The sequence below is a fragment of the Paenibacillus alkaliterrae genome (assembly GCF_021532375.1).
GTDB classification, from domain to species: Bacteria; Bacillota; Bacilli; order Paenibacillales; family Paenibacillaceae; genus Pristimantibacillus; species Pristimantibacillus alkaliterrae.
The window spans coordinates 1-20,222 of record NZ_JAKGAP010000026.1; the positions used below are offsets into that span (position 1 = coordinate 1).

The window sequence follows — 20,222 nt, forward strand, 5'->3', positions numbered from 1 at the left end:
ATCAGGTGGAGAACAATCTAGCGATTTGAACTGAATACGATTCCCTTGTCCAAGTTTTATAGATTTACACAACCCATGCTAAACTGCGAATAGCCACATTTAAGGCACTTCGCCAAAGTAAGTAAATTAATAATTTTGATCTTTGTGCTGGAGAGAATAAGTCTGGTAACAAAAGAGCTAAGGATCCGAGAAGTATATTATTCTGATGATACTCTACTAACATATGCGGCTTTATTAAATTCTTAAATAAACAAACAACTTCATGTGATAGCCTATGAGGCTTAGACAACTTTACCCAGTAACTTATCACTTTTCCTGCTATCTCAGTTGTTCTATCGGATGTAGGTTTAGTTGGATCGAGGTATTGGTTATAAAACCAAAACATGGCTTCATCACCTGCCATGAACAGGGTGCGAGCGATACATTCAGCTATATATTCGGAATCTTCACCGTAAAAAAATATAGGTCTAAATCCCGCCTTTTTAAATAGACTTAGCGCATGCAGAGCAAGTTCTGAATTCTCTGACTCAACCACTATTAATGAAGCCGCAGCAGTATTTTTATTCTTTTTCATAAGATCAGCTAAATAAGAGTTAAACCAATTCTTTATTTCATTAATTCGATTAATTCTTCTCACATATGTAGCCATAAATGAGACGATACGCCAATGAATGTTATCGCTATTTACATCTTGTTCAGCTGTCGCAAGCCTTTCAATATGATAAACAGCTAACGAACATTCCAACAATGGCTGCACTGGAAAGGAGACAAATCCATTTTCTTCAACTAGAATATGTCTTAATAAAAAAGAAACAACTTGAGAAGCCAAGATTTCGGGATTTGATCTTCTTTGTCTAGTGAATTCTTCACAAAAAAAGTGTTCTAAACTGAATCTTGTAATACAATTATCGCCATTCTCTATTACGCTTGCCGCTTTTGCTATCAGAGATAATCGACTACTCTTTATTGGAAATGTTTTTTCAAAATCTTCTTCAAGGATGTCTTGTGAACTGCGGGATGACCAACCCATTAATCGTTCATCGAGAAGATCAAACAACAGATCGCCTAAAGAATATTTTTCAAAGGTAGCCGTTCGTGATAACCTTGGGTATAGAAGTCTTAGAAATAAGGGAGTTGAGGCAGCAATAGAAAGTTGTTTTCTGCTATTAAGCACCGCTATTGCATTTTGGGAATCAGATTCAGCCTTCTCCTGTGACATACCATTGGCAATGGATTCGTTATAGAATAGCTGGAATATTTCCGATTCATTTAACCTAGCCAAACCCAGCAATTGCCATTGTTCATAATTAAATCCCACCAACTCAATTGGCCTTCCAGTAACTACAATCCGTATTTGAGCCCATTGATTTACAACATCGGATAGTCTCTCCAATATAATTCTAGCTTGCCGCGATTCAAGCTCATCAATTCCATCAACAACAACCGTCACTTCAATCCTTTGGGACATTAATTCTATTAGACTAAACTCTCCCTCAAGAAGTAGTAGGTCCTTAATCAGTTCAGAAATCTTGTTTATGGTTTCTTTAATAGTGCCAAATGTCCCCCCTTTTAATTTAGAGGCTGGCACCAAAAATGCAAGGCTATTTTCTTTTTCAATTAAGGATTGTACTAGCTGAGTCGCTTGTGTACTTTTACCTCCACCTAGCTCAGCAAGAAGAATAGTCTTAGAATTTCTTTTAACTGCAGAAATAAACGGCTCACGAATTTCAATGTGATTGGGTCTAAATTTCCCTTCATCATCGATTATAATTTGCTCCGTTTGAATAAATACAGAAACATCACGCTCTATTAGATGGGGAAGAGCCCCCATTCCTTTTATAGCTCTTGATTTCTTATCTTTCTCCTGTGCTGCATATTTAATGGACTTCTCTTTCATCTCGTTAATTGAAGTCTCTTTTACAGCCCCAGAAGGCTTGTAAAAATCTGGAGGCTTTGGTTTACTTACAAATGCATAGTATGAAGCAGTACCTTTCTGCAACCAATTCTCTCCGTCTGTAATGCTTGGATCAAATTCAAACTGCCGCGATGTAAAACCCTCTCTACTCACTTTCATTAATGAAAAACTATTAAAATGAGCTGAATTATCAAAGGCTGCTCCAGCTGTAACATGCCAGGCAGAATCAACTATTTTATTAGGTTTTTTAAGCTTTGCATGCGTATGTCCCGTAAGTATTATGTCACAACGTGCTGCCAAATAGTCAAAAGTACTAAATCTTGTTGATATTCCGTAGGGGTTGGTCTCATCCTCATGAAGCCATGAATCGGGATGATGGACTAAAGTAACCGTAGTTTCTGTCCTATTCTTTGCTTTAAGAATACCAGATGATTCAAGAGAGATAATATGTGGCCGTCCCATCCAAAGTCTGTTTTTATCTAGTTTTCCGTTGCAGAACCATGATGAGTTTAAAGATACAAAACTTATGCTATTAATAAATCGAGACCCTACTAAATAATTATCCTCCTGTTGTAATTGTAAAGGAGGTATACCAAAAGATTTACAAAATGAGGTATATTCATCAAATCTACTGACAATATGTTTAGGCACAGGTAATTTAAGTGACTCGTCAGCTTCACCCGCAGTAGATGGATAAAGGAAACCTCTCTCACTACGATCTACATCATGATTCCCAGGGCATAGAATTATTTCATTTGGTGTTAGTCCCGTAACATCCAGCAATTCTTTGAGCCATGTTGAAGCTGAATCATAATCGGACTTCTTACCAGAATATCCTATATCTCCAGAAATACAGATAATTTCTGGTTGCCATTCTGAATCTTGTGATTTTATACAATCTAATAGACCAGAAAGAACTATATTTCTATGTTCAAGTCCATAAGCATCGCTGCTTTTCTCAGAACCAAAATGTAAATCGGATAAGTGAAGTATCACCATGTATATTGACTCCCATCAATAATATAAATAAAGTACTTGAAGCCAGTTTCTCAGTAACAGAGATCAATAATATATTTTCACCATATTCAGCAATCTTACTGAAATAGATCAGTATAGCACCCCACAGGCGCTAAGTTATCTTCTCCAGGTACTTGGTAACATCTCAGCAAGTGCTCTGTCAGTAGTTACTAGTATATAATTAGGTAAGACTCTTTCATACAAATCAAGTTCAGAATTGAAGCCATGTTCAGTTTTATACTTGACTCGCCGTGGATGACCCGCTTACCGGCGATCGATTATGATACCGAAGTACTTTACAATCATGTGTTATCCACCGCCGACCATTCCAACTTTTGTCCTATTATTCGACACGAACGTACGATTACCCTGCTTTGAGCAAAAGAAAAGCGCCTCGTGGGCGCTATTCCTTCCTTGTCATCGTTACATTCGATAATGCATCGAAGAATTCCATGCTTCCCCCGTCATCGTCAACGGTAAGCAGAACATTCACACCACCTGCATCTAATTCCAGGTAGTTCTCCTCCTGATAATTTATCTTAAAATCGACACTGGTGGAAATCTGACCATCTTTGAAATAATCGATTATCCCGTTTGAGTCGACACCGAAAAAGAGTTGAATACAGAAGGTACTATTTGCATCGCACCATTTACCCTTAAATCCATCAATCAAGCTTGTTTCAGCCGCTTCATTTGTTACTTGGCTACCACCCGATCTCTCCAGGTTGTAGGTCTGACCGTTCTGTTCATAAGTAAGGCTGTCTCCTCCGAGTACTAACTTCACAGTTGTTCGATTCTGTTCATCATCACCGACTCGTAATATAACGCTATTATCAGCAGATTGAATATAGCCAAAGTTATTCGGATACTCTTGTCCCATACTGTAATGGGTAATAACACCGTTTTTTTTATCGGTAAAGGAGAGGTTGAACGCCAACTCGTCCGAACCTGGCGTACTCCACTTGCCTCCAAATGCATTCAATTCAGAAGTCGGTTTTGCATTCTCCTGAACAGTAGGGGCAAGCTCCTCATCCACCAATGATACGAACCCAAACTTGTCCTGATTGCCAATAATGTGAACCTTTGCGAGTCCTTGATGAAAGGAGCTACTCTTATTGAAGAATTCATAACCTGAAAGCAGCTCGCCCACTCTGTTGATGTAACCGAACATTGCGCCGTCCGTGGATACAAGAGCAACACCCTCAGAGAACTCGTTAGCTGCAGAATATTGAATTGGGATTATTACCTGTCCATTTCGATCAATATAACCCCATTGACCCTCTTTCTTGACTGCAGCCAGTCCATCAGTGAAGTCTAATGCTTCTTCATACTGAAAGTCTATAACAATCGATCCTGCCTGGTTTATATATCCCCATAATCCGTCTCTCATAACTGCTGCTAGCCCGTCTTCCGAGTACACGCCGAAATAACCATTAAACCCAGTATCGACTACTGTATTCCCTTCGTCATCAATGTAGACGAGAGAAAAATCACGAATTCCTCCCGCTAATCCTTTTGAAAAGTTTGTTGGAGCCGTCATGAATTGAGGAGCGATAACAACTTTACCTGACTGATCAATAAAACCATACTTGTCGTCCAACAGTATAGAAGCGCGACCTTCGTGGAATTCACCAGGATTGTCCCAATAATTGTAACCATCAAATTGCAATGGAATCAGGAGTTCAATCATATCACTTTATCTTACCTACCCTAACCTTTTGCTGAATTAACCTGTTCAGAGGAGAGGCAGTATTATGTTGTTCCTTAACATCAGTATTTGACAACTTAACATATCGTTTGGTCATGGTCATATCCACATGACCCAGCATCTGTTGCAATCCAAATGCATTACCGCCGCCGCGTAAAAACACTATAGAGAAGGCATGACGCAACGCATAGGGCCATAAATGCGTCCCCAGCTTCTTGCAGTACATTTCAACTCGGTCGCCCCATGTATGCCTGTTTAGCGACTTACCTTCATTCGTACAGAATATAGGCGCTTTCCCGCTCCACTCCTTAGGACGAACAGACAGCAGTTCTTGAATTGCCTCAACTGTCATTGGAGATAATGGTAAAGTACGAGATACACGAGTTTTAGCTTTAGCTGCATCGACACGCATTTCTCTGGCTCGCGGGTGGAAATCCCCCTCATCTAGGCTGAATGCTTCCTTGGGTCTAATTCCACAATCGAGAAAAAGCAGGAACAATGTATAATCCCTCAATCCAGCGAACGTCTCGCGGTTCGGAAGGGCTATTAGACGGGCAAGCGTGTCTTCATCAACACTAACATGCCGTCCCTCATCCTTTCGCTTCTTGAAGCCATTCAAGGGGTTATCAGATATCATGCCATGCTCCACACACCAGTTAAAGAATGTACGGAGGTACACGAGTCGATTGTTGTAGGTTGCGGGCTTGATCCCTTCTTGTCCTAGATGATCAACGACCGCCTGTTCCAGTTGATCGTAAGACTGCTTTGCATCAGGGTATCGCTTAAATAACAGGTTAACATGTGTCGTGTAGTCCAGTAGGGTCTGATCGCTAATTCCATTCGCTTTCTTCCAGGTAATGAATCGATCCAATGCCTCTTCAATTGTCGCTGGTGCCCTCTTTACCTTGTTCATTCTTACCGCCATAACTAAAAAATCCTCCTTCGCCTTCACCTGTATTTTGGATACAGATAGTGCGAAAAAGAATCTCACGCGATGAGTCCTGTGCGGCTAGCAGAGCCACAATCTGGTACACAGGATTCATCATTTTTTATGGTTTTTAGGATTGCTACTGTCAAAGGAAAACCCTTATGTAAGTAGGTATGCCGAGGACGGGAATCGAACCCGTACGGTGGTCACCCACCGCAGGATTTTAAGTCCTGTGCGTCTGCCAGTTCCGCCACCCCGGCATGTTGTGGAAGCTTTGCAAATGGTGGGCCCTGAGGGACTCGAACCCCCGACCAATCGGTTATGAGCCGACCGCTCTAACCAACTGAGCTAAGGGCCCTCGAAAAACGTATATTTCACGTATTCATCGAAAGGTTGGTTGCGGAGGCAGGATTTGAACCTGCGGCCTTCGGGTTATGAGCCCGACGAGCTACCGGGCTGCTCCACCCCGCGACGTATGTCCATTTGTTTCAAAAGCTTCTTGAAATGGCGACATAAAATAATATACTATATGGGCATGATTTAAGTCAAGCAAAATATTCTAAATTAATTTTTATGACTTCTCATCAAGGAAGATATCGTACGCCGAACCGGCCTTTTCGTGAACGAAATACCTCTACCTCGCGCGGGCACTCATAGCCGTATACCCACCAATCGTTTTCCATTCGCCTAACCAGGCACCCAGCCTGAAACTTCGTTTCGTACAGTCTTACCCAGTACACCCATTTCATTCGAATCCCCCCTAATGAATATAATGACAGCATCGAAGCTTGTTATTTCCGTGCTGCTTATACGTTTAGAATACCCAATTTCGGAAATTACAAGCCTTAATGGTTACAGCTTCTTATAATTAGGGAAAATCGGGTATACTCAAACTAGGCCATTTGAAGGAGCTGATGACAATGTTATTCGGTATCGCCATATTTCCGGAAAAGCATGTACAGGATCTCGCGAACAGCTGGCGAAGACGTCATGATCCGCATTATTGCTTAATACCTGCTCATATGACCGTGCGAGAAGAAGAGGAATGGACGGATGAGCAGCTTCAGCTTGCTGTAGAGCATCTTGAGAAGATTACATCGGCTTTCCCCCCTTTCTCCGTCCATTTTAATCGGGTGTCTTCCTTCTATCCGGTAAACAATGTGCTTTATTTAGCGCTTAAGGAAACAGCAGCCATGCAAAAGCTTCACGGGGATGTTTGCAGCGGCCCATTGACGAACGGCACATCAAAGTATGTCTATACGCCGCATCTCACCATCGGGCAAAATATGTCCGCAGAAGAGCTTCATGATCAATACGGCAATTTACGCATGCAAACCTTTGACATCACATCCAGACTTGACCGTATTCATTTGCTGTACCAGACCGATAACGGCTCTTGGACCGCCTATCAGACCTTCCTCCTTAGAGGATAACCGATATAGGAAAAAAGCTCGTAAGCGACACACGGTCGTTTACGAGCTTTCACTATATTCCTGTTCGTTATCTCGGCATCGGCATAACCTCGATGCCGCCGTTTCCGCCTTCCGGATTCGTCTTCAAGCGCTCAAGTACGGCATTGCCCTTCGTCTCCCACTCTGCGAGTGCCTCACGGGCCGACTTCTTTTCTTCAATGACTTCCTGGAACAGCTGATAGCCGAACTGCTGCGCTTCCCATATACCCGGCTTTTCGCGGTAAACCATATCGGCATCCGAACTTGCCGGAGGCAGAGGCTTGAGCGTAGTGAACGCATCAATGTTATACTGTAAACCGCCGATTGGCTTCAAAAACTCTTTGCGCGCAACCATCTCATATACGCTTCTCGATTTGAGCTTCGCCCAATCCTTGCCGTTTATAAATTTAATGAAATCCCAAGCGTCCTTGTCATTTTGCGCTTTCGCATTGATCCCCATTAACTGGCTCAAATAAATGCTGCCGCCCGTTTCCGGATCATTCGGATTAACGGGCACGGTTACTACATCCCAGTCAACCGGCACAAAATCTTTGATCTTCGATGCATGATCCGATGCTCTCTTCAGCTCGTTGATATAGCCGTAATCGCCGATTGTCATCGCAACCCTGCCTTTTATAAATAAATCGCCGTTGAACGGGTCATGGCCGCCTCCCATTTCGCTTTGCTTTTCATACATGGTCTGCATGTACTGCTGGGTCGGAACGATTTCATCCTTGTAGAAAGATGCAACGGTATTCCATACCTCTTCCCATTGATCGCTGTTCACAAGCATTTTCTCGCCTTTGTCATCCCATATCTTCAACTGCAGCGCCTGGCTGTACACCTGCGTATCGTTGAAGCCATCGGACATCCATCTGTTAAAGGAGAAACCGAAATTGCGGTCCTCTCCTTCCCCTTTAGCGGCTTGGCGGGCAAGATTGAAAACCTCCTGCCATTCCATTTTGTCGGTTGGCGGCGAAATGGCCAAATCGGCAAATATTTTTTTGTTATAAAAAAGGGCGGAGGAGCTAAAGGTTGGCGTCAATGCATACAAATTGCCGTCACCCGCAGATTTGATGCCGTCCATAACGGTCGGCACATAATCGCTTAAATCGAATTTGTCCTGCGTGACAAGCGGATCTAATGGCTGCAGCAGGTTATCCTGCGTAAGGCGGCGAAGCTGATTGTAATCGAAGACGATGACATCGACCGGATTTTGTCCGGTGAGCATTTCTTTCATTTTCTCATAAGGATCCGGTTGTTCAGACGGCTTGCCGGGTTCAGTCTGCTCAAAGCGCTGATCATCATAGTTAATCGCATTAACGATTTCAATTTCAATATTTTGGTTCATAATTTCGTACGTATCTGTGTATTGCTGTCTGTAATAGGACTCCATATCCGCGGAGCCGGATACAAATCCGATCCGCAGCACCCGTTTCTCCGCTGACTCATTTGAACCCCCGCTGCATGCGGCCAGCAAGCTGATAAGCAAGGAAAGCGTAAGGCCAAGCAAAGCAATTTTACGAATTCCCAATCCTGATAAACGTTTACTGTTCATTCGATTTAACCCCCCAATGATTTAGGCGGAGTAATAATAATCCGCTTACCGTCAAACTCCATCGTCGCTTTGTCGTTAATATTAAGAGCCGATAAATTCTCCTTAGGCACTTGCAAACGTCCGGCCCGGTCTACCACAACATAAGCTTCATGAACAGATTGCAGTCCGCCCGCCGCCGGAAGTTCTGCCTCACCTCCATCCGGATTAATATTCGGATTCCGTTTAATAAATTCCGTGCTCGTTAATCCGTCCCGTATCGCAACAACCCGGTCCACCTTGCCGGCAAGCGTCAAATCATGCGTTACGATCACGACCGTAATGCCAATTTCACGGTTAAGCTGACGAAAAATGCCCATTATTAAATCCGAGGTTGCCGTGTCGACAGACCCCGTAGGCTCATCCGCAAGCAGCAGCTTCGGCCGGTTGGATAAGGATATCGCAATGGCGACCCGCTGCTGCTCGCCGCCGGACAGCTGATGCAGCTTGTTATGCATGCGCTCCTTCAAGCCTACCCATTCAAGCAGCTGCTTCGCATAAGCGCGATCCACCTTACCGGAGAGCATCATCGGCATCTCCACATTTTCTAACGCGGATAAATACGGCAGCAGGTTGCGGGCATTATTTTGCCAAATGAAGCCTACCGTTTCACGCTTGTATTTCACGAGCTCCTCTTCGGTAATTTTGAGCAGATCCCAGGGACCAACCTTCACCTGACCGGCAGAAGGGCGGTCAAGACCGCCTAATGTATTGAGAAGCGTCGATTTTCCGCTGCCGCTATTGCCGATGATGGCCATCAGCTCGCCTTCGTCCACCTTCAAATTCAAGCCTTGCAGCGCGACCACCTCAAGGTCATCGGTTTTATAAATTTTCACCAAGCCTTCGCAATCTATCATCGCTGTCATCGCTCTTCTCCCATCTTGACCGCCTGATGCACTCTTAGCCTGCGAATATGCAGGAAGAGCAGCACCGCTCCGATCAGCATCATGAATCCGACAACGAAAAACAACTGGTTCGTATCATTCGAATCGAAAACAACCCGGAACGGCGGTACCGTCTCCGCTGCGTTCTCAGTCGTCTGCAGAAATGGCAGAAACAGCAGGCTAACCGCTTTGCCGATGAGTACACCAAGGCCAATTGCCAAACCTGCAGTGAACAGCTGCTCAAGCAGCAGCATTCCGGTGAGCTGTTTGCGGGATAATCCCATGGCCCGCAATACGCCAAATTGTACGACTCGGCCTGATAGATTGAAAAACCAATACAATACATAACCTGCAAGCGTAATGATAACGGAAACTAAGAAGCCAAGGCTTAATATACCGAATACGCCGCCCCTTGTCGGGTGCTTAGCTTGCGAGATAAGCTCGCTTCTCACATCCTCGACGGATGCCAGCTCAACGCCTGCCTTCTGCAGCTCACCAACAATGGGCGCTACCTTAGCATCAGGCTTCATCTTCAGCCACACCTCATATGGCATGAGCGGAAGCTGATCGTAAATATAATCCAAATTCGCAATGACGAATGGCGATTTGTCCGGATATTGACTAGGCCAATACGGCAATATTCCAACGACGGTGAATTCGAGCATGCCTTCCGGAAGGCCGACCGATACCGGATCGCCCAGCTTCAATTGATATTTTTCCGCCACTTTCGAAGGAATGACCGCTGCATGTTCGTATAACCCCAAATTATTCAAATAATGATGGGGATGAACAGGGTACAAATCATCTCGGAACCAGGCTACTTTAGCGAAATCGACGTTGTCGATTCCCATTATGGTCCCTTGGCCGATCGATTTCCCTGAGATTACGACATTCCCTTTCGATTGCAATACCCGCGCAGCGGCCTCTACTCCTTCAAGTGAACGGAACAGCTCGAAAGGCGGCTCGCTGTACAAAATACGCGTAGGAACGGTTTGGCCGCCTCCGGCTCCGCCGCCGCTGCCCGAGCTTCCTCCTGCTCCTCCGCCCGAGCCTCCGCTGCCAGTTGTCGTCGCCGCTTCCGCCGTGCCTTCCCATACGGATTGAATCGTGACGTCGGTACCGTATTTGTAGAGAATCCGTTCCGTCGAATTCAAATCGATCGTTCTTGCTGCGGAAGCATTGTAAACGCCAAGCCCTAACGTTAACACTAACAAAATCATAAGCGGATAATAGCCTTTGGACGAGCGCGATAGCTGCGTCAGCGTCAAATAAAGCGGCACCGGCAAAAACTTGCGTCCGAGCCAATTGAAAAGCTTAAGCAGCCAAGGAAACAGCCTTAGAAAAAATAATCCAAGCGCAAATATGGAGAGCGCCGGCACAAAAAAGAGAAACGGCTGTACGTTTAGCTGATCGGTTGTCATACCGGTTTGAAAAGTTAGCATCTGCCGCTCATTGAACATGTACCAGCCATAGCCGGCAGCTGCAATTAATAGGACATCGAGATACCAACGCTGCCAGCCCGGCTTTCGGTCGGAACGCGCAAGCTCTTGCTTGTAGTTTACAATGGATGATCTTGCATAAATGATTGCCGGAATGACGGTTGCAAGCAATGCGAGCAATACCGCCGCTCCGCCGGCGATTATCGCTTCCGTCGAGAAGCCGACCGGTATCGACTTTCGATTCACGAATGACAGAAAGCCATTGGCCGAGCCTATGCTCTTTGCCATAAACCAGCCGAGAAACGGTCCGATCGCAAGCGCGAATCCGCCTAGCACAAGGCCTTCAAGCAAGTAAATCCAAATAATTTGGCGCGTGCCGGCTCCCCGGCTTCGCAGCACCGCGATGTCGCTTCGCTGTTTATCCAACGATTGGCGGGCATTCATGGCGATAAAATAGAAGACCATCGCCAGCATTGGAGCAGCCAGCGTGAATAAAAGCGTCTGCAGCTGCAAGCTTTGCTTCTTGAATTCCGTAAGCGTTGACGCGAATGAAATTTCGATTCGCGTATCCTTAAGACGCTGATACAATTCAATATTGAGACGTTCAAGCTTCCGGCCGAGCGGCGTTAATTGGCTCGTTTGAATTTCTGTCAGATCGTAAACATAGTACCAGCTTGCATTGTGCAGCGGAATGCTTTGCTTGCCGAGCAGCGCTTTGCTGAAAGCCTCTTCGCTTATTTGGAAGGTGTTCAGAAGTCCCTCCATTCCTTGATACCAGTAAGAGCTGGTATCGCTTAGCGGCTTTACGGCACCGACGATTTTGACCCGCAATGTAAGATCAAGACCGCCGTATATCGGATATTTAAATACATCGCCGATATGTACATCATTCCGATACATCGCTTCCTCGAACATGACGGCTTCGAGCAAGCTGCCGTCTCCTTCGCTCTTCACAAACCATCGGCCCTGTGTCAGTTCTGTATTCGCTTCGAGCCCGGACATCGCCATAATCGTCAATTGACGATTGCGTCCAGCATCGACCTTCGTCGAATCCTCCGGCACAACCTCGGCGCTTCGGATGGAATAACTATTGACGTACGTATCGAATGGGAACCCGATTTCCTTCGGTATCCCTTCCGAGATGTAACGCTCAAGCCCGGTTAATGCCGCTAAGTCCGTTTTCCCGCCAGCTGGTGTCTGATATCGCATGAGAAGTGAGCCTGCAGGCAATCCGGTGCTCTTCTGCCGCAGCGAATCGGCTACCACTCTCTTGAGCGCCCCGTCCGCATACATCGGTATGCTGGTCGCGAACGCAACCGCCAAGGTCAGACCGGCCAGCGTGTTTAAGGTTAGCCAACGCGTGTTCCACATTTTGCGGAACAAAAAACGAAACAGCGGAATTCCCATCGGCTATCGACCTACAACTTTCTGCCCCGGCTTCAAACCTTGCAGGATCTCGACCTGCGTCGCGGTTTGTTGACCGACCTCTACGTCTACCTCGCGCTTGCCTTCTTCATCTATAACTTGAACATACGTGCGCGAGCCGATCGAACGAAGCGTAGAAGGAGGAATAACGATTGCATTTTCCGTGCGTTTTGTAATGATGTTAATCGATAGAGGCGTGCCCCGATTTAAGTCCTTTGGCAGATCTTTAATTTCGACGATGAGGAAATCCTCAGGACGCTCCGGTTTCGTTTCCCCCGGCTGACCGCCTGTTCCTCCGCCATTGTTTTGCTCGTCTGCCTTATTCGGCAATTGCTTCACTTTCCCCTTATAGGTTCCGGCGCTGCTAAGGTTAGCGACTGCCTCCATACCGACAGCTACCTTCTCCAGTTCGGTTTTGGTCAGCTTCGCGGCAGGTGTAAATAGACTCGTATCCGCCACGATCGCGATCGGAGCGTAAGCTTTGATCAGGTCGCCTTTTTGTACGTTTAAGGTCACGATAGTACCGGCAAAGGGGGCGGTTAAGGTTGCCTTTCCGATTTCCTCCTCCATGTCCGTCAGCTTTTGTCTGCGTTCTTCAAATGCGATCGATTTCTCCTCGAATTCGATCGGATCCATATCGTCACGCCCGCGGAGCGTTTCTTTCATCGCAATTTCTTCTTTCTTGAAAGCAAGCCGCTCCAAGCGAAGAGCCTTGACCATGTCATCCACATCCAGCTCGCCAATCACCTGACCGGCTTTCACCTTATCGCCAGCTTTCACATACAGCTCCTTCAGATGTTTCCCGTCTAACGTAAAAAACAACGTTTCCTCTTCTAATGAAATCAGCTTGCCAATGACCTGCACCTTCGTTTCAAGAGTCGCTGTCGTGACCTCGTATTCCGGCTTTTTCGATATTTGCGGCGGATTGATTTCCGGCAATACCTCTTCCTCTTCCTCTGCCGGGAGCAGCGAGCAGCCGCTTGCAAATACAATTGAAACACTCATAACAACAACCATTGAACGTTTAAATAAATTTCCCGTCCACCATTTCATAGACATGGTCGGCAACCTCCAAAATCGTAGGATCATGTGTTGTCATACATATCGAGACTTGTTCGGTGCGAATTATATTTTGAAAGACCGCCATTATTTGAGCCGACATATTGGAATCAAGCTCAGCCGTTGGTTCATCGGCTAAAAGCAGCATCGGCTTGTGCGCAATCGCTTTCGCGATAGCGACACGCTGCTGTTCACCGCCCGAGAGCTCGAAGGGCCGATGATGCATTCGTTTCTCTAATCCAACCAGCTCCAAGCAATGTGCGACTCTCTCCTTCCACAACGTGCGCGATACGCCCGCCATGCGAAGGGAAAGCTCGACATTCTCCCATGCCGATAACAATGGCATGAGCGCGAATGCCTGGAAAATAAACCCCATATCCTTGCGCCTCACCAAAGTTCGTCCATCATCGCTCATGCTATGAAAAGGTAAGCCGTTGAATAGGATCTCGCCCTTGCTCGGCGTGTCGAGGCCGCCCAAGCAATTGAGCAAGGTCGTCTTGCCGGAGCCCGATCTCCCTCTTAGCATGACAAGCTGGCTTTCCTTGAGCTCCATTCGAATGCCTTTTAATACATGCAGCGGCGAGCCGCCCACATGAAATATACGCTCTACGTTCGTCACGGTAAGCAGGCTGCGTTGCTCCACTGCCGGTTCAAGCTGCTGCTCTTCAGTATGTTTTGCTTCCTGCGGAAAGGCCATGAGCGCTCCCGATCCCTCCTCCATTTTCTTTCATAATTCTCATCTAACATGATAGACGAAGGACATGCTTAAAAGGTTACGCCGATTAGCCGAATGATGAATTCCGCATAAAAAAAGACATGCTCCCCTTTGAAAGGGAACACGCCTTCTCGTCATTCATGCTGTTTCCTATTTACCGAACGATTGCGGATCATTTCTCCACGATTGCAGCGTCGTTACATCCTCCGCCGCAACCTTTCCCAACTCGACCGCCGCTCCGATAAGCGCGCTATAGTTCGACAACGTTGCCAGCGGCATTTGTTCAGCAGCGAATGCCTGAACAGCTGTATCGAATTCATACGTGAAGATAGCAAGTACAGCCGCTACCTCCGCGCCTGCTTCACGAACCGCAAGCGCCGCTTTCAGCGAGCTGCCCCCTGTCGAAATCAGATCCTCGATCACGACCACTTTTTGTCCGGGAAGGACTTTGCCTTCGATCTGGTTCTGTTTGCCGTGGCCTTTCGCTTTGTCTCGAATATAAGCCATCGGAAGATTAAGCTTTTGTGCTACCCATGCTGCATGAGGGATGCCGGCAGTCGATGTTCCCGCAATGACCTCAGCATCCGGATAATTCTCGCGGATGATCGCAGCGAAGCCCTCCGCGATAAGATCGCGGATTTTTGGATAAGCCATCGTAAGGCGATTGTCGCAATAGATAGGCGATTTGATACCCGACGTCCACGTAAACGGCTCATTCGGACGAAGCGCAACCGCTTCGATCTCAAGCAAGTTTTTTGCAATTTCCTTTGGCAATTGTGCCAATGTTAGTTTACTCATAGGAAGTCAGCTCCTCAATAATGGATTCTAACGCGGCTCGAGGCTGAGGTGCAGCCGTAATAGGACGACCGATTACCATGTAATCCGTGCCCTGCTTTAGCGCTTCGCTTGGCGTCATAATGCGTGATTGATCGTTTACATCCGCGCCTTTAGGCCGGATTCCAGGCGTCACGGTTTGGAAAGCGGCTCCACAGGCAGCTTTAATTGCTTCAACCTCAGAAGGGGAAGCGACGACGCCGTCAAGACCGGCCGCCTTTGTCAGCTGCGCATAACGGAGAACCGCCGCTTCGACCGTTCCTTCGATTCCGATTTGCTCGTTTAGCATCAATTGGCTGGTGCTTGTCAGATGCGTCACCGCTATGACTGCCGGCCTTTTCAATCCGCTGCCGGTCATAGCCGCATCCACGCCTTCAAGCGCAGCTTCAAGCATAGCGCCGCCGCCTGCCGCATGGATGTTAAACATGTCAACACCAAGCTTTGTCACGCTATTTGCCCCGCCTTTGACGGTGTTCGGTATATCATGCATTTTCACATCGAGAAAAACGTAGTAGCCCCGCTTCTTTAAGCTTTCCACAAAGGCAGGACCCGCTGCATAAAACAATTGCATCCCAACCTTCATATAGCATGGAATCCCTTGCAGATCGGCGATTAGACGTTCCGCCGCAGCGGCATCGGGGTAATCCAAAGCAACCATAATTTTTCCAGCTGCTTGCTCGTTAGTCAGCTTCATTCGATATCTCCCCTTTTTCTCTGTTGATTTGCATAATAAACGGCCATACGTCCGCTTCGGACTAACTTCGATAAGGTTAACACCTTAGTGGAAGATAGCGGAGCGAGTGACGCTGGCCGTACTTTTTAACTGTGATTAACTTGCATGTTTTTTAGTTCTTCAGCAGCACTGGCATAGAGCGCGAGGAGAAGTTAAGCGTTTCGAGCATGACGAGCAAAGCCCGAACGGTATCAAGCGATGTCATACAAACAACGCCGTTCTCTACCGCTTCACGACGAATGCGGAAGCCGTCGCGCTCAGGAGTCTTGCCTTTTGTCAGCGTATTGACGACAAATTGCGCTTGCCCTTCCCGTACGAGATCGAGAATGTTCGGCGAGCCTTCGCTTAGCTTGTTCACCGTTGTGACGATTAAGCCGGCTTCCTCCAGCACCTTCGCCGTACCGCCTGTTGCAATGATTTTGTAACCGAGATTAAAGAAGCCGCGAAGCAATTCTGTCGCTTCTTCCTTGTCTTTGTCGGCTACCGTAGCAATAATGGCACCCGATGTCGGAATTTTCATTCCAGCGCCGATAAGACCTTTGTACAGCGCTTTTGCATATTGCACGTCGCGTCCCATAACCTCGCCGGTCGATTTCATCTCAGGCGTCAGCGTCGGGTCAACGCGGCGCAGCTTCGCGAAGGAGAATACAGGCACCTTTACGGATACGTACTCATCTTCCGGCCACAGACCGTCCGTGTAGCCCAGTTCGGCAAGCTTCGTGCCCAGTATCGCCTTCGTAGCAAGGTTCGCCATTGGCAGGTTTGTTACTTTGCTCAAGAAAGGAACCGTACGCGACGAACGCGGATTCACTTCAATGACGTACACTTTATCTTGATGGATAACGAACTGGATGTTAACAAGCCCGATTACGTTCAGAGCTTTAGAAATGTTGATCGTAATGTCGACGATTTGCTGCTTGATCTCATCGGACAGCGATTGCGGCGGGTATACCGCGATCGAGTCGCCGGAGTGAACTCCTGCGCGTTCTACGTGCTCCATGATACCCGGAATTAGAACGGTCTCGCCATCGCAAATCGCATCAACCTCTGCTTCTTTGCCAAGCATGTAGCGGTCGATCAAGACCGGATGCTCGGGATTGATCTTCACAGCTACTTCCATATAGCTCAGAAGCTCTTCATCGGAATATACAATTTCCATTGCCCTGCCGCCAAGTACATATGATGGACGAACGAGCACCGGATAGCCAAGTTTTTGAGCCGTCATTACCGCTTCATCAACCGAAATGACCGTTTTGCCTTCAGGCTGCGCAATGTTAAGGCTGCGAAGCAAAGCTTCGAATTTTTTGCGATCTTCCGCTGCATCGATGCTTTCAAGGCTGGATCCAAGAATGCGTACGCCAGCCTTCGAAAGCGGCGCTGCGAGGTTAATCGCGGTTTGGCCGCCGAATTGCACAATAACGCCGATCGGCTTCTCTTGCTCGATTACATTCATGACATCCTCGAAGAACAGCGGCTCGAAATATAGTCTGTCGGAAGTACTGAAGTCAGTCGAAACCGTTTCCGGGTTGTTGTTGATGATGACGGCTTCGTAACCGGCTTTTTGAATCGCCCATACCGCATGTACCGTCGAGTAGTCAAACTCAATCCCCTGACCGATACGAATTGGGCCCGAGCCAAGCACGAGCACCTTTTGTTTGCTCGTTTCAATCACTTCATTCTCAACTTCGTATGTCGAATAGTAATACGGTGTCGATGCTTCAAATTCAGCAGCGCAAGTGTCGACCATTTTGTATACAGGCTTTAGATTATGCTGCAAACGGAACGCGCGAACATCCGCTTCCGTCGTGTGGCTTCCGTTCGGGAAGCCCTCGCGGCGAATCTCGGCGATCGAACGGTCAGAGAAGCCTTTGCGCTTCGCTTCATAGAGCGTTTGTTGCGATAAAGTCGATTCGCTGCGAAGACGGTCCTCAAAAGCGACGATCAGTTGAATTTTATCTAGAAACCACCAGTCGATATTCGTAATATCCTGAATTTCTTGCAGCTTGTAGCCGCGGCGGAATGCTTCCGCAACTAAGAACATCCGCTCGTCGTCCGGCTTCTCAAGACGTGCGCGCAGGACAACATCCTCAAGCGAGGAAGCTTCCTTCAAGTGAAGGCGGTGCGCGCCGATTTCGAGCGAGCGTACCGCTTTATGAATCGATTCCTCGAACGTACGGCCAATTGCCATTACCTCGCCTGTCGCTTTCATTTGCGTACCGAGCTTACGGTTCGCATTGACGAATTTGTCGAAAGGCCAGCGCGGTATTTTCGATACGATGTAATCGAGCGTTGGTTCAAAGCAAGCGTAGGTTTGACCCGTAACCGGATTTACAAGCTCATCTAACGTATAGCCGATTGCAATTTTTGCCGCCATCTTTGCGATTGGGTAGCCCGTCGCTTTGGATGCAAGCGCCGAAGAACGGCTTACGCGAGGATTAACCTCAATGACATAATATTGGTAGCTCTGCGGATCGAGCGCGAACTGTACGTTACAGCCGCCTTCGATGTTCAGGGCGCGAATGATTTTGAGCGATGCCGAACGGAGCATTTGGTACTCGCGGTCGGACAACGTTTGGCTGGGCGCCACAACGATACTATCGCCGGTATGTACGCCAACCGGATCGAAGTTTTCCATGTTGCACACGACAATACAATTATCGTTCGCATCGCGCATAACCTCGTATTCGACTTCCTTCATGCCGGCGATCGATTTCTCGATCAAGCATTGGCCGATTGGGCTGTAACGAATGCCGGAAGCTACGATTTCACGAAGCTCCTCCTCGTTCGCGCATATACCGCCGCCTGTGCCGCCCAGTGTGTATGCTGGACGAACGATAATCGGGTAACCGATTTGGTTTGCGAAGTCTACGGCAGCCTCAACCGTCGTAACGATATCGCTGTCCGGTACCGGCTGCTCCAGCTCACGCATTAGCTCCCGGAACAAATCGCGGTCTTCCGCTTTTTCTATAGCCGTCAGCTGCGTACCCAGCAGCTTCACGTTTTCGCGCTCAAGCACCCCTGCGCGCGCAAGCTCAACGGCCATATTAAGGCCGGTTTGGCCGCCGAGTGTCGGAAGCAAGCCGTCCGGACGTTCTTGACGAATGATTTGTGATACGAATTCAAGGGTAATAGGTTCGATGTAGACCTTATCGGCCATGTTCGTGTCCGTCATAATCGTAGCCGGGTTGCTGTTAATAAGAACAACCTCATAGCCTTCTTCCTTCAGCGCTTGACAAGCCTGCGTTCCGGCATAATCGAATTCAGCCGCTTGTCCGATGACGATCGGACCGGACCCGATTACGAGAATTTTTTTGAGTTCATTATTTTTGGGCATATTGAAGCTCTCCTTTCAACGTCTCCGATAACACAGCTTGACGACGTTTTTGCGGGTTATTAATCTTATGCGTACGGATCATTTGCAGGAACTCATCGAATAAGTAGCTCGAATCGAAAGGACCTGGAGCAGCCTCCGGGTGATATTGAACCGAAAAAGCCGGGAATGTTTTATGTTTTAGACCTTCAATCGTACGGTCGTTGTTATTAATGTGCGTTACTGTCAAAGCTGTATTAGCAACCGATTCCTCGAGCACAGTGTAGCCATGGTTTTGTGATGTAATGTAGCAACGATTAGATGCAAGCTCTTTAACCGGATGGTTACCGCCGCGGTGACCGAACTTCAGCTTCGTCGTATCCGCTCCGCAAGCCAGCGCGAACAGCTGATGGCCTAAGCAAATGCCGAAGATCGGGAATTCGCCGAGCAGCTCGGAAATCATTTTTACAGCGTAAGGAACGTCCTTCGGATCCCCAGGTCCGTTAGACAATTGAATGCCGTCCGGGGCCAGGCGACGAATCTCATCAGCCGTTGTGTTGTGCGGAACGACGACTACGTCACAGCCCCGTTTGGTAAGCTCGCGCAGAATACCGCTCTTTGCACCGAAATCTACAAGCACGATACGCTCCCCTTCTCCAGGACTCGAGAACAGGTTAGGCGTTGAGGTCCGAGCCACTTGATCGGTCATCAGTTTCGAGATGTTCAGACGTTCAGCAAGCTCCTCAACTCTTTCGTTGCCTGTTGTAATAAGACCTTTCATGGTGCCGTAATGACGAAGTTTCCGTGTCAGCATGCGCGTGTCGATTTCGCTAATGCCCGGAATGCCGTATTCTTTAAGCAATTGGCCAAGCGAATATTGCGCGCGCCAGTTGCTTGGCACCTCTTCATGACGTCGAACGACAAATCCGTGTATGAACGGGCGAATGGCTTCAAAGTCATCGCGCGTAATGCCGTAATTGCCAATAAGCGGGTATGTCATCGTAACGATCTGTCCGCAGTAGGACGGGTCTGACAGAACCTCTTGATAACCGGTAATTCCCGTATTAAATACAACTTCACCCATCAATTGAGCTTCAGCGCCGAACGAAAGGCCTGTAAACAATGTACCGTCTTCCAATAATAATCTTGCTTGCATCCGTATCACTCCTCAGGTGTTGATTATTCCCCATCTATTGAATTAAGTAATTTA

14 protein-coding genes and 3 tRNA genes are annotated in these 20,222 nt (G+C 47.4%); 1 reads left to right on the forward strand and 16 read right to left on the reverse strand.

Features of this window, described 5'->3' with window-relative positions:
• Positions 1-64: 64 nt before the first annotated feature.
• From L1N85_RS12645 to L1N85_RS12675, 7 genes are all read right to left on the reverse strand, one after another.
• Positions 65-2,914, reverse strand: coding sequence for a metallophosphoesterase (locus L1N85_RS12645; protein ID WP_235238434.1), 2,850 nt, complete (start codon positions 2,912-2,914; stop codon positions 65-67).
• A gap of 421 nt (positions 2,915-3,335) precedes the next feature.
• The gene (locus tag L1N85_RS12650; RefSeq protein WP_235238436.1) at positions 3,336-4,622 is read right to left on the reverse strand and encodes a WG repeat-containing protein; all 1,287 of its coding nucleotides are present in this window, start codon (positions 4,620-4,622) and stop codon (positions 3,336-3,338) included.
• Position 4,623: 1 nt separating this feature from the next.
• Positions 4,624-5,565: a site-specific integrase gene (locus L1N85_RS12655; RefSeq protein ID WP_235238439.1), complete on the reverse strand. Its 942-nt coding sequence runs from the start codon at positions 5,563-5,565 to the stop codon at positions 4,624-4,626.
• Between the two features lie 177 nt (positions 5,566-5,742).
• Positions 5,743-5,828 (reverse strand) — tRNA-Leu (locus L1N85_RS12660).
• A 21-nt stretch (positions 5,829-5,849) separates the two neighbouring features.
• A tRNA-Ile gene (locus tag L1N85_RS12665) sits at positions 5,850-5,926 on the reverse strand.
• Positions 5,927-5,962: 36 nt separating this feature from the next.
• A tRNA-Met gene (locus L1N85_RS12670) sits at positions 5,963-6,039 on the reverse strand.
• A gap of 113 nt (positions 6,040-6,152) precedes the next feature.
• Positions 6,153-6,317 carry a hypothetical protein gene (locus L1N85_RS12675; protein WP_235238441.1) on the reverse strand — a complete coding sequence of 55 codons (165 nt, stop codon included), beginning with the start codon at positions 6,315-6,317 and terminating at the stop codon, positions 6,153-6,155.
• Between the two features lie 171 nt (positions 6,318-6,488).
• Here L1N85_RS12675 and L1N85_RS12680 point away from each other — a divergent pair, with 171 nt between their 5' ends.
• A complete protein-coding gene (locus L1N85_RS12680) occupies positions 6,489-7,001 on the forward strand; it encodes a 2'-5' RNA ligase family protein (protein WP_235238443.1) in 513 nt (170 codons plus the stop codon).
• A gap of 67 nt (positions 7,002-7,068) precedes the next feature.
• On the opposite strand, the gene L1N85_RS12685 is transcribed toward L1N85_RS12680, so the two are convergent.
• The 9 genes from L1N85_RS12685 to carA form a co-directional block, all read right to left on the reverse strand.
• Positions 7,069-8,577 (reverse strand): ABC transporter substrate-binding protein, encoded by a 1,509-nt coding sequence (locus L1N85_RS12685; RefSeq protein WP_235238452.1) that lies wholly within the window; start codon positions 8,575-8,577, stop codon positions 7,069-7,071.
• A gap of 5 nt (positions 8,578-8,582) precedes the next feature.
• Entirely contained in the window at positions 8,583-9,470 is an 888-nt protein-coding gene (locus L1N85_RS12690; protein ID WP_235238794.1) for an ABC transporter ATP-binding protein, read from the reverse strand.
• A gap of 5 nt (positions 9,471-9,475) precedes the next feature.
• A complete protein-coding gene (locus L1N85_RS12695) occupies positions 9,476-12,343 on the reverse strand; it encodes an ABC transporter permease (protein ID WP_235238460.1) in 2,868 nt (955 codons plus the stop codon).
• A 3-nt stretch (positions 12,344-12,346) separates the two neighbouring features.
• Complete coding sequence (locus L1N85_RS12700) at positions 12,347-13,420, reverse strand: efflux RND transporter periplasmic adaptor subunit (protein ID WP_235238464.1); 1,074 nt, start codon at positions 13,418-13,420, stop codon at positions 12,347-12,349.
• Positions 13,386-14,117, reverse strand: a complete 732-nt coding sequence (locus tag L1N85_RS12705; protein ID WP_235238465.1) for an ABC transporter ATP-binding protein — start codon at positions 14,115-14,117, stop codon at positions 13,386-13,388. The genes L1N85_RS12700 and L1N85_RS12705 overlap by 35 nt, the downstream gene beginning before the upstream one ends.
• Positions 14,118-14,285: 168 nt before the next feature.
• The gene (gene pyrE / locus L1N85_RS12710) at positions 14,286-14,933 is read right to left on the reverse strand and encodes an orotate phosphoribosyltransferase (RefSeq protein ID WP_328285205.1); all 648 of its coding nucleotides are present in this window, start codon (positions 14,931-14,933) and stop codon (positions 14,286-14,288) included.
• Positions 14,926-15,663 (reverse strand): orotidine-5'-phosphate decarboxylase, encoded by a 738-nt coding sequence (gene pyrF / locus L1N85_RS12715; protein WP_235238472.1) that lies wholly within the window; start codon positions 15,661-15,663, stop codon positions 14,926-14,928. The genes pyrE and pyrF overlap by 8 nt, the downstream gene beginning before the upstream one ends.
• Positions 15,664-15,814: 151 nt before the next feature.
• The gene (gene carB, locus L1N85_RS12720; RefSeq protein WP_235238479.1) at positions 15,815-19,036 is read right to left on the reverse strand and encodes a carbamoyl-phosphate synthase large subunit; all 3,222 of its coding nucleotides are present in this window, start codon (positions 19,034-19,036) and stop codon (positions 15,815-15,817) included.
• Entirely contained in the window at positions 19,023-20,168 is a 1,146-nt protein-coding gene (gene carA, locus L1N85_RS12725) for a glutamine-hydrolyzing carbamoyl-phosphate synthase small subunit (RefSeq protein ID WP_235238488.1), read from the reverse strand. The genes carB and carA overlap by 14 nt, the downstream gene beginning before the upstream one ends.
• Between the last annotated feature and the right edge of the window lie 54 nt (positions 20,169-20,222).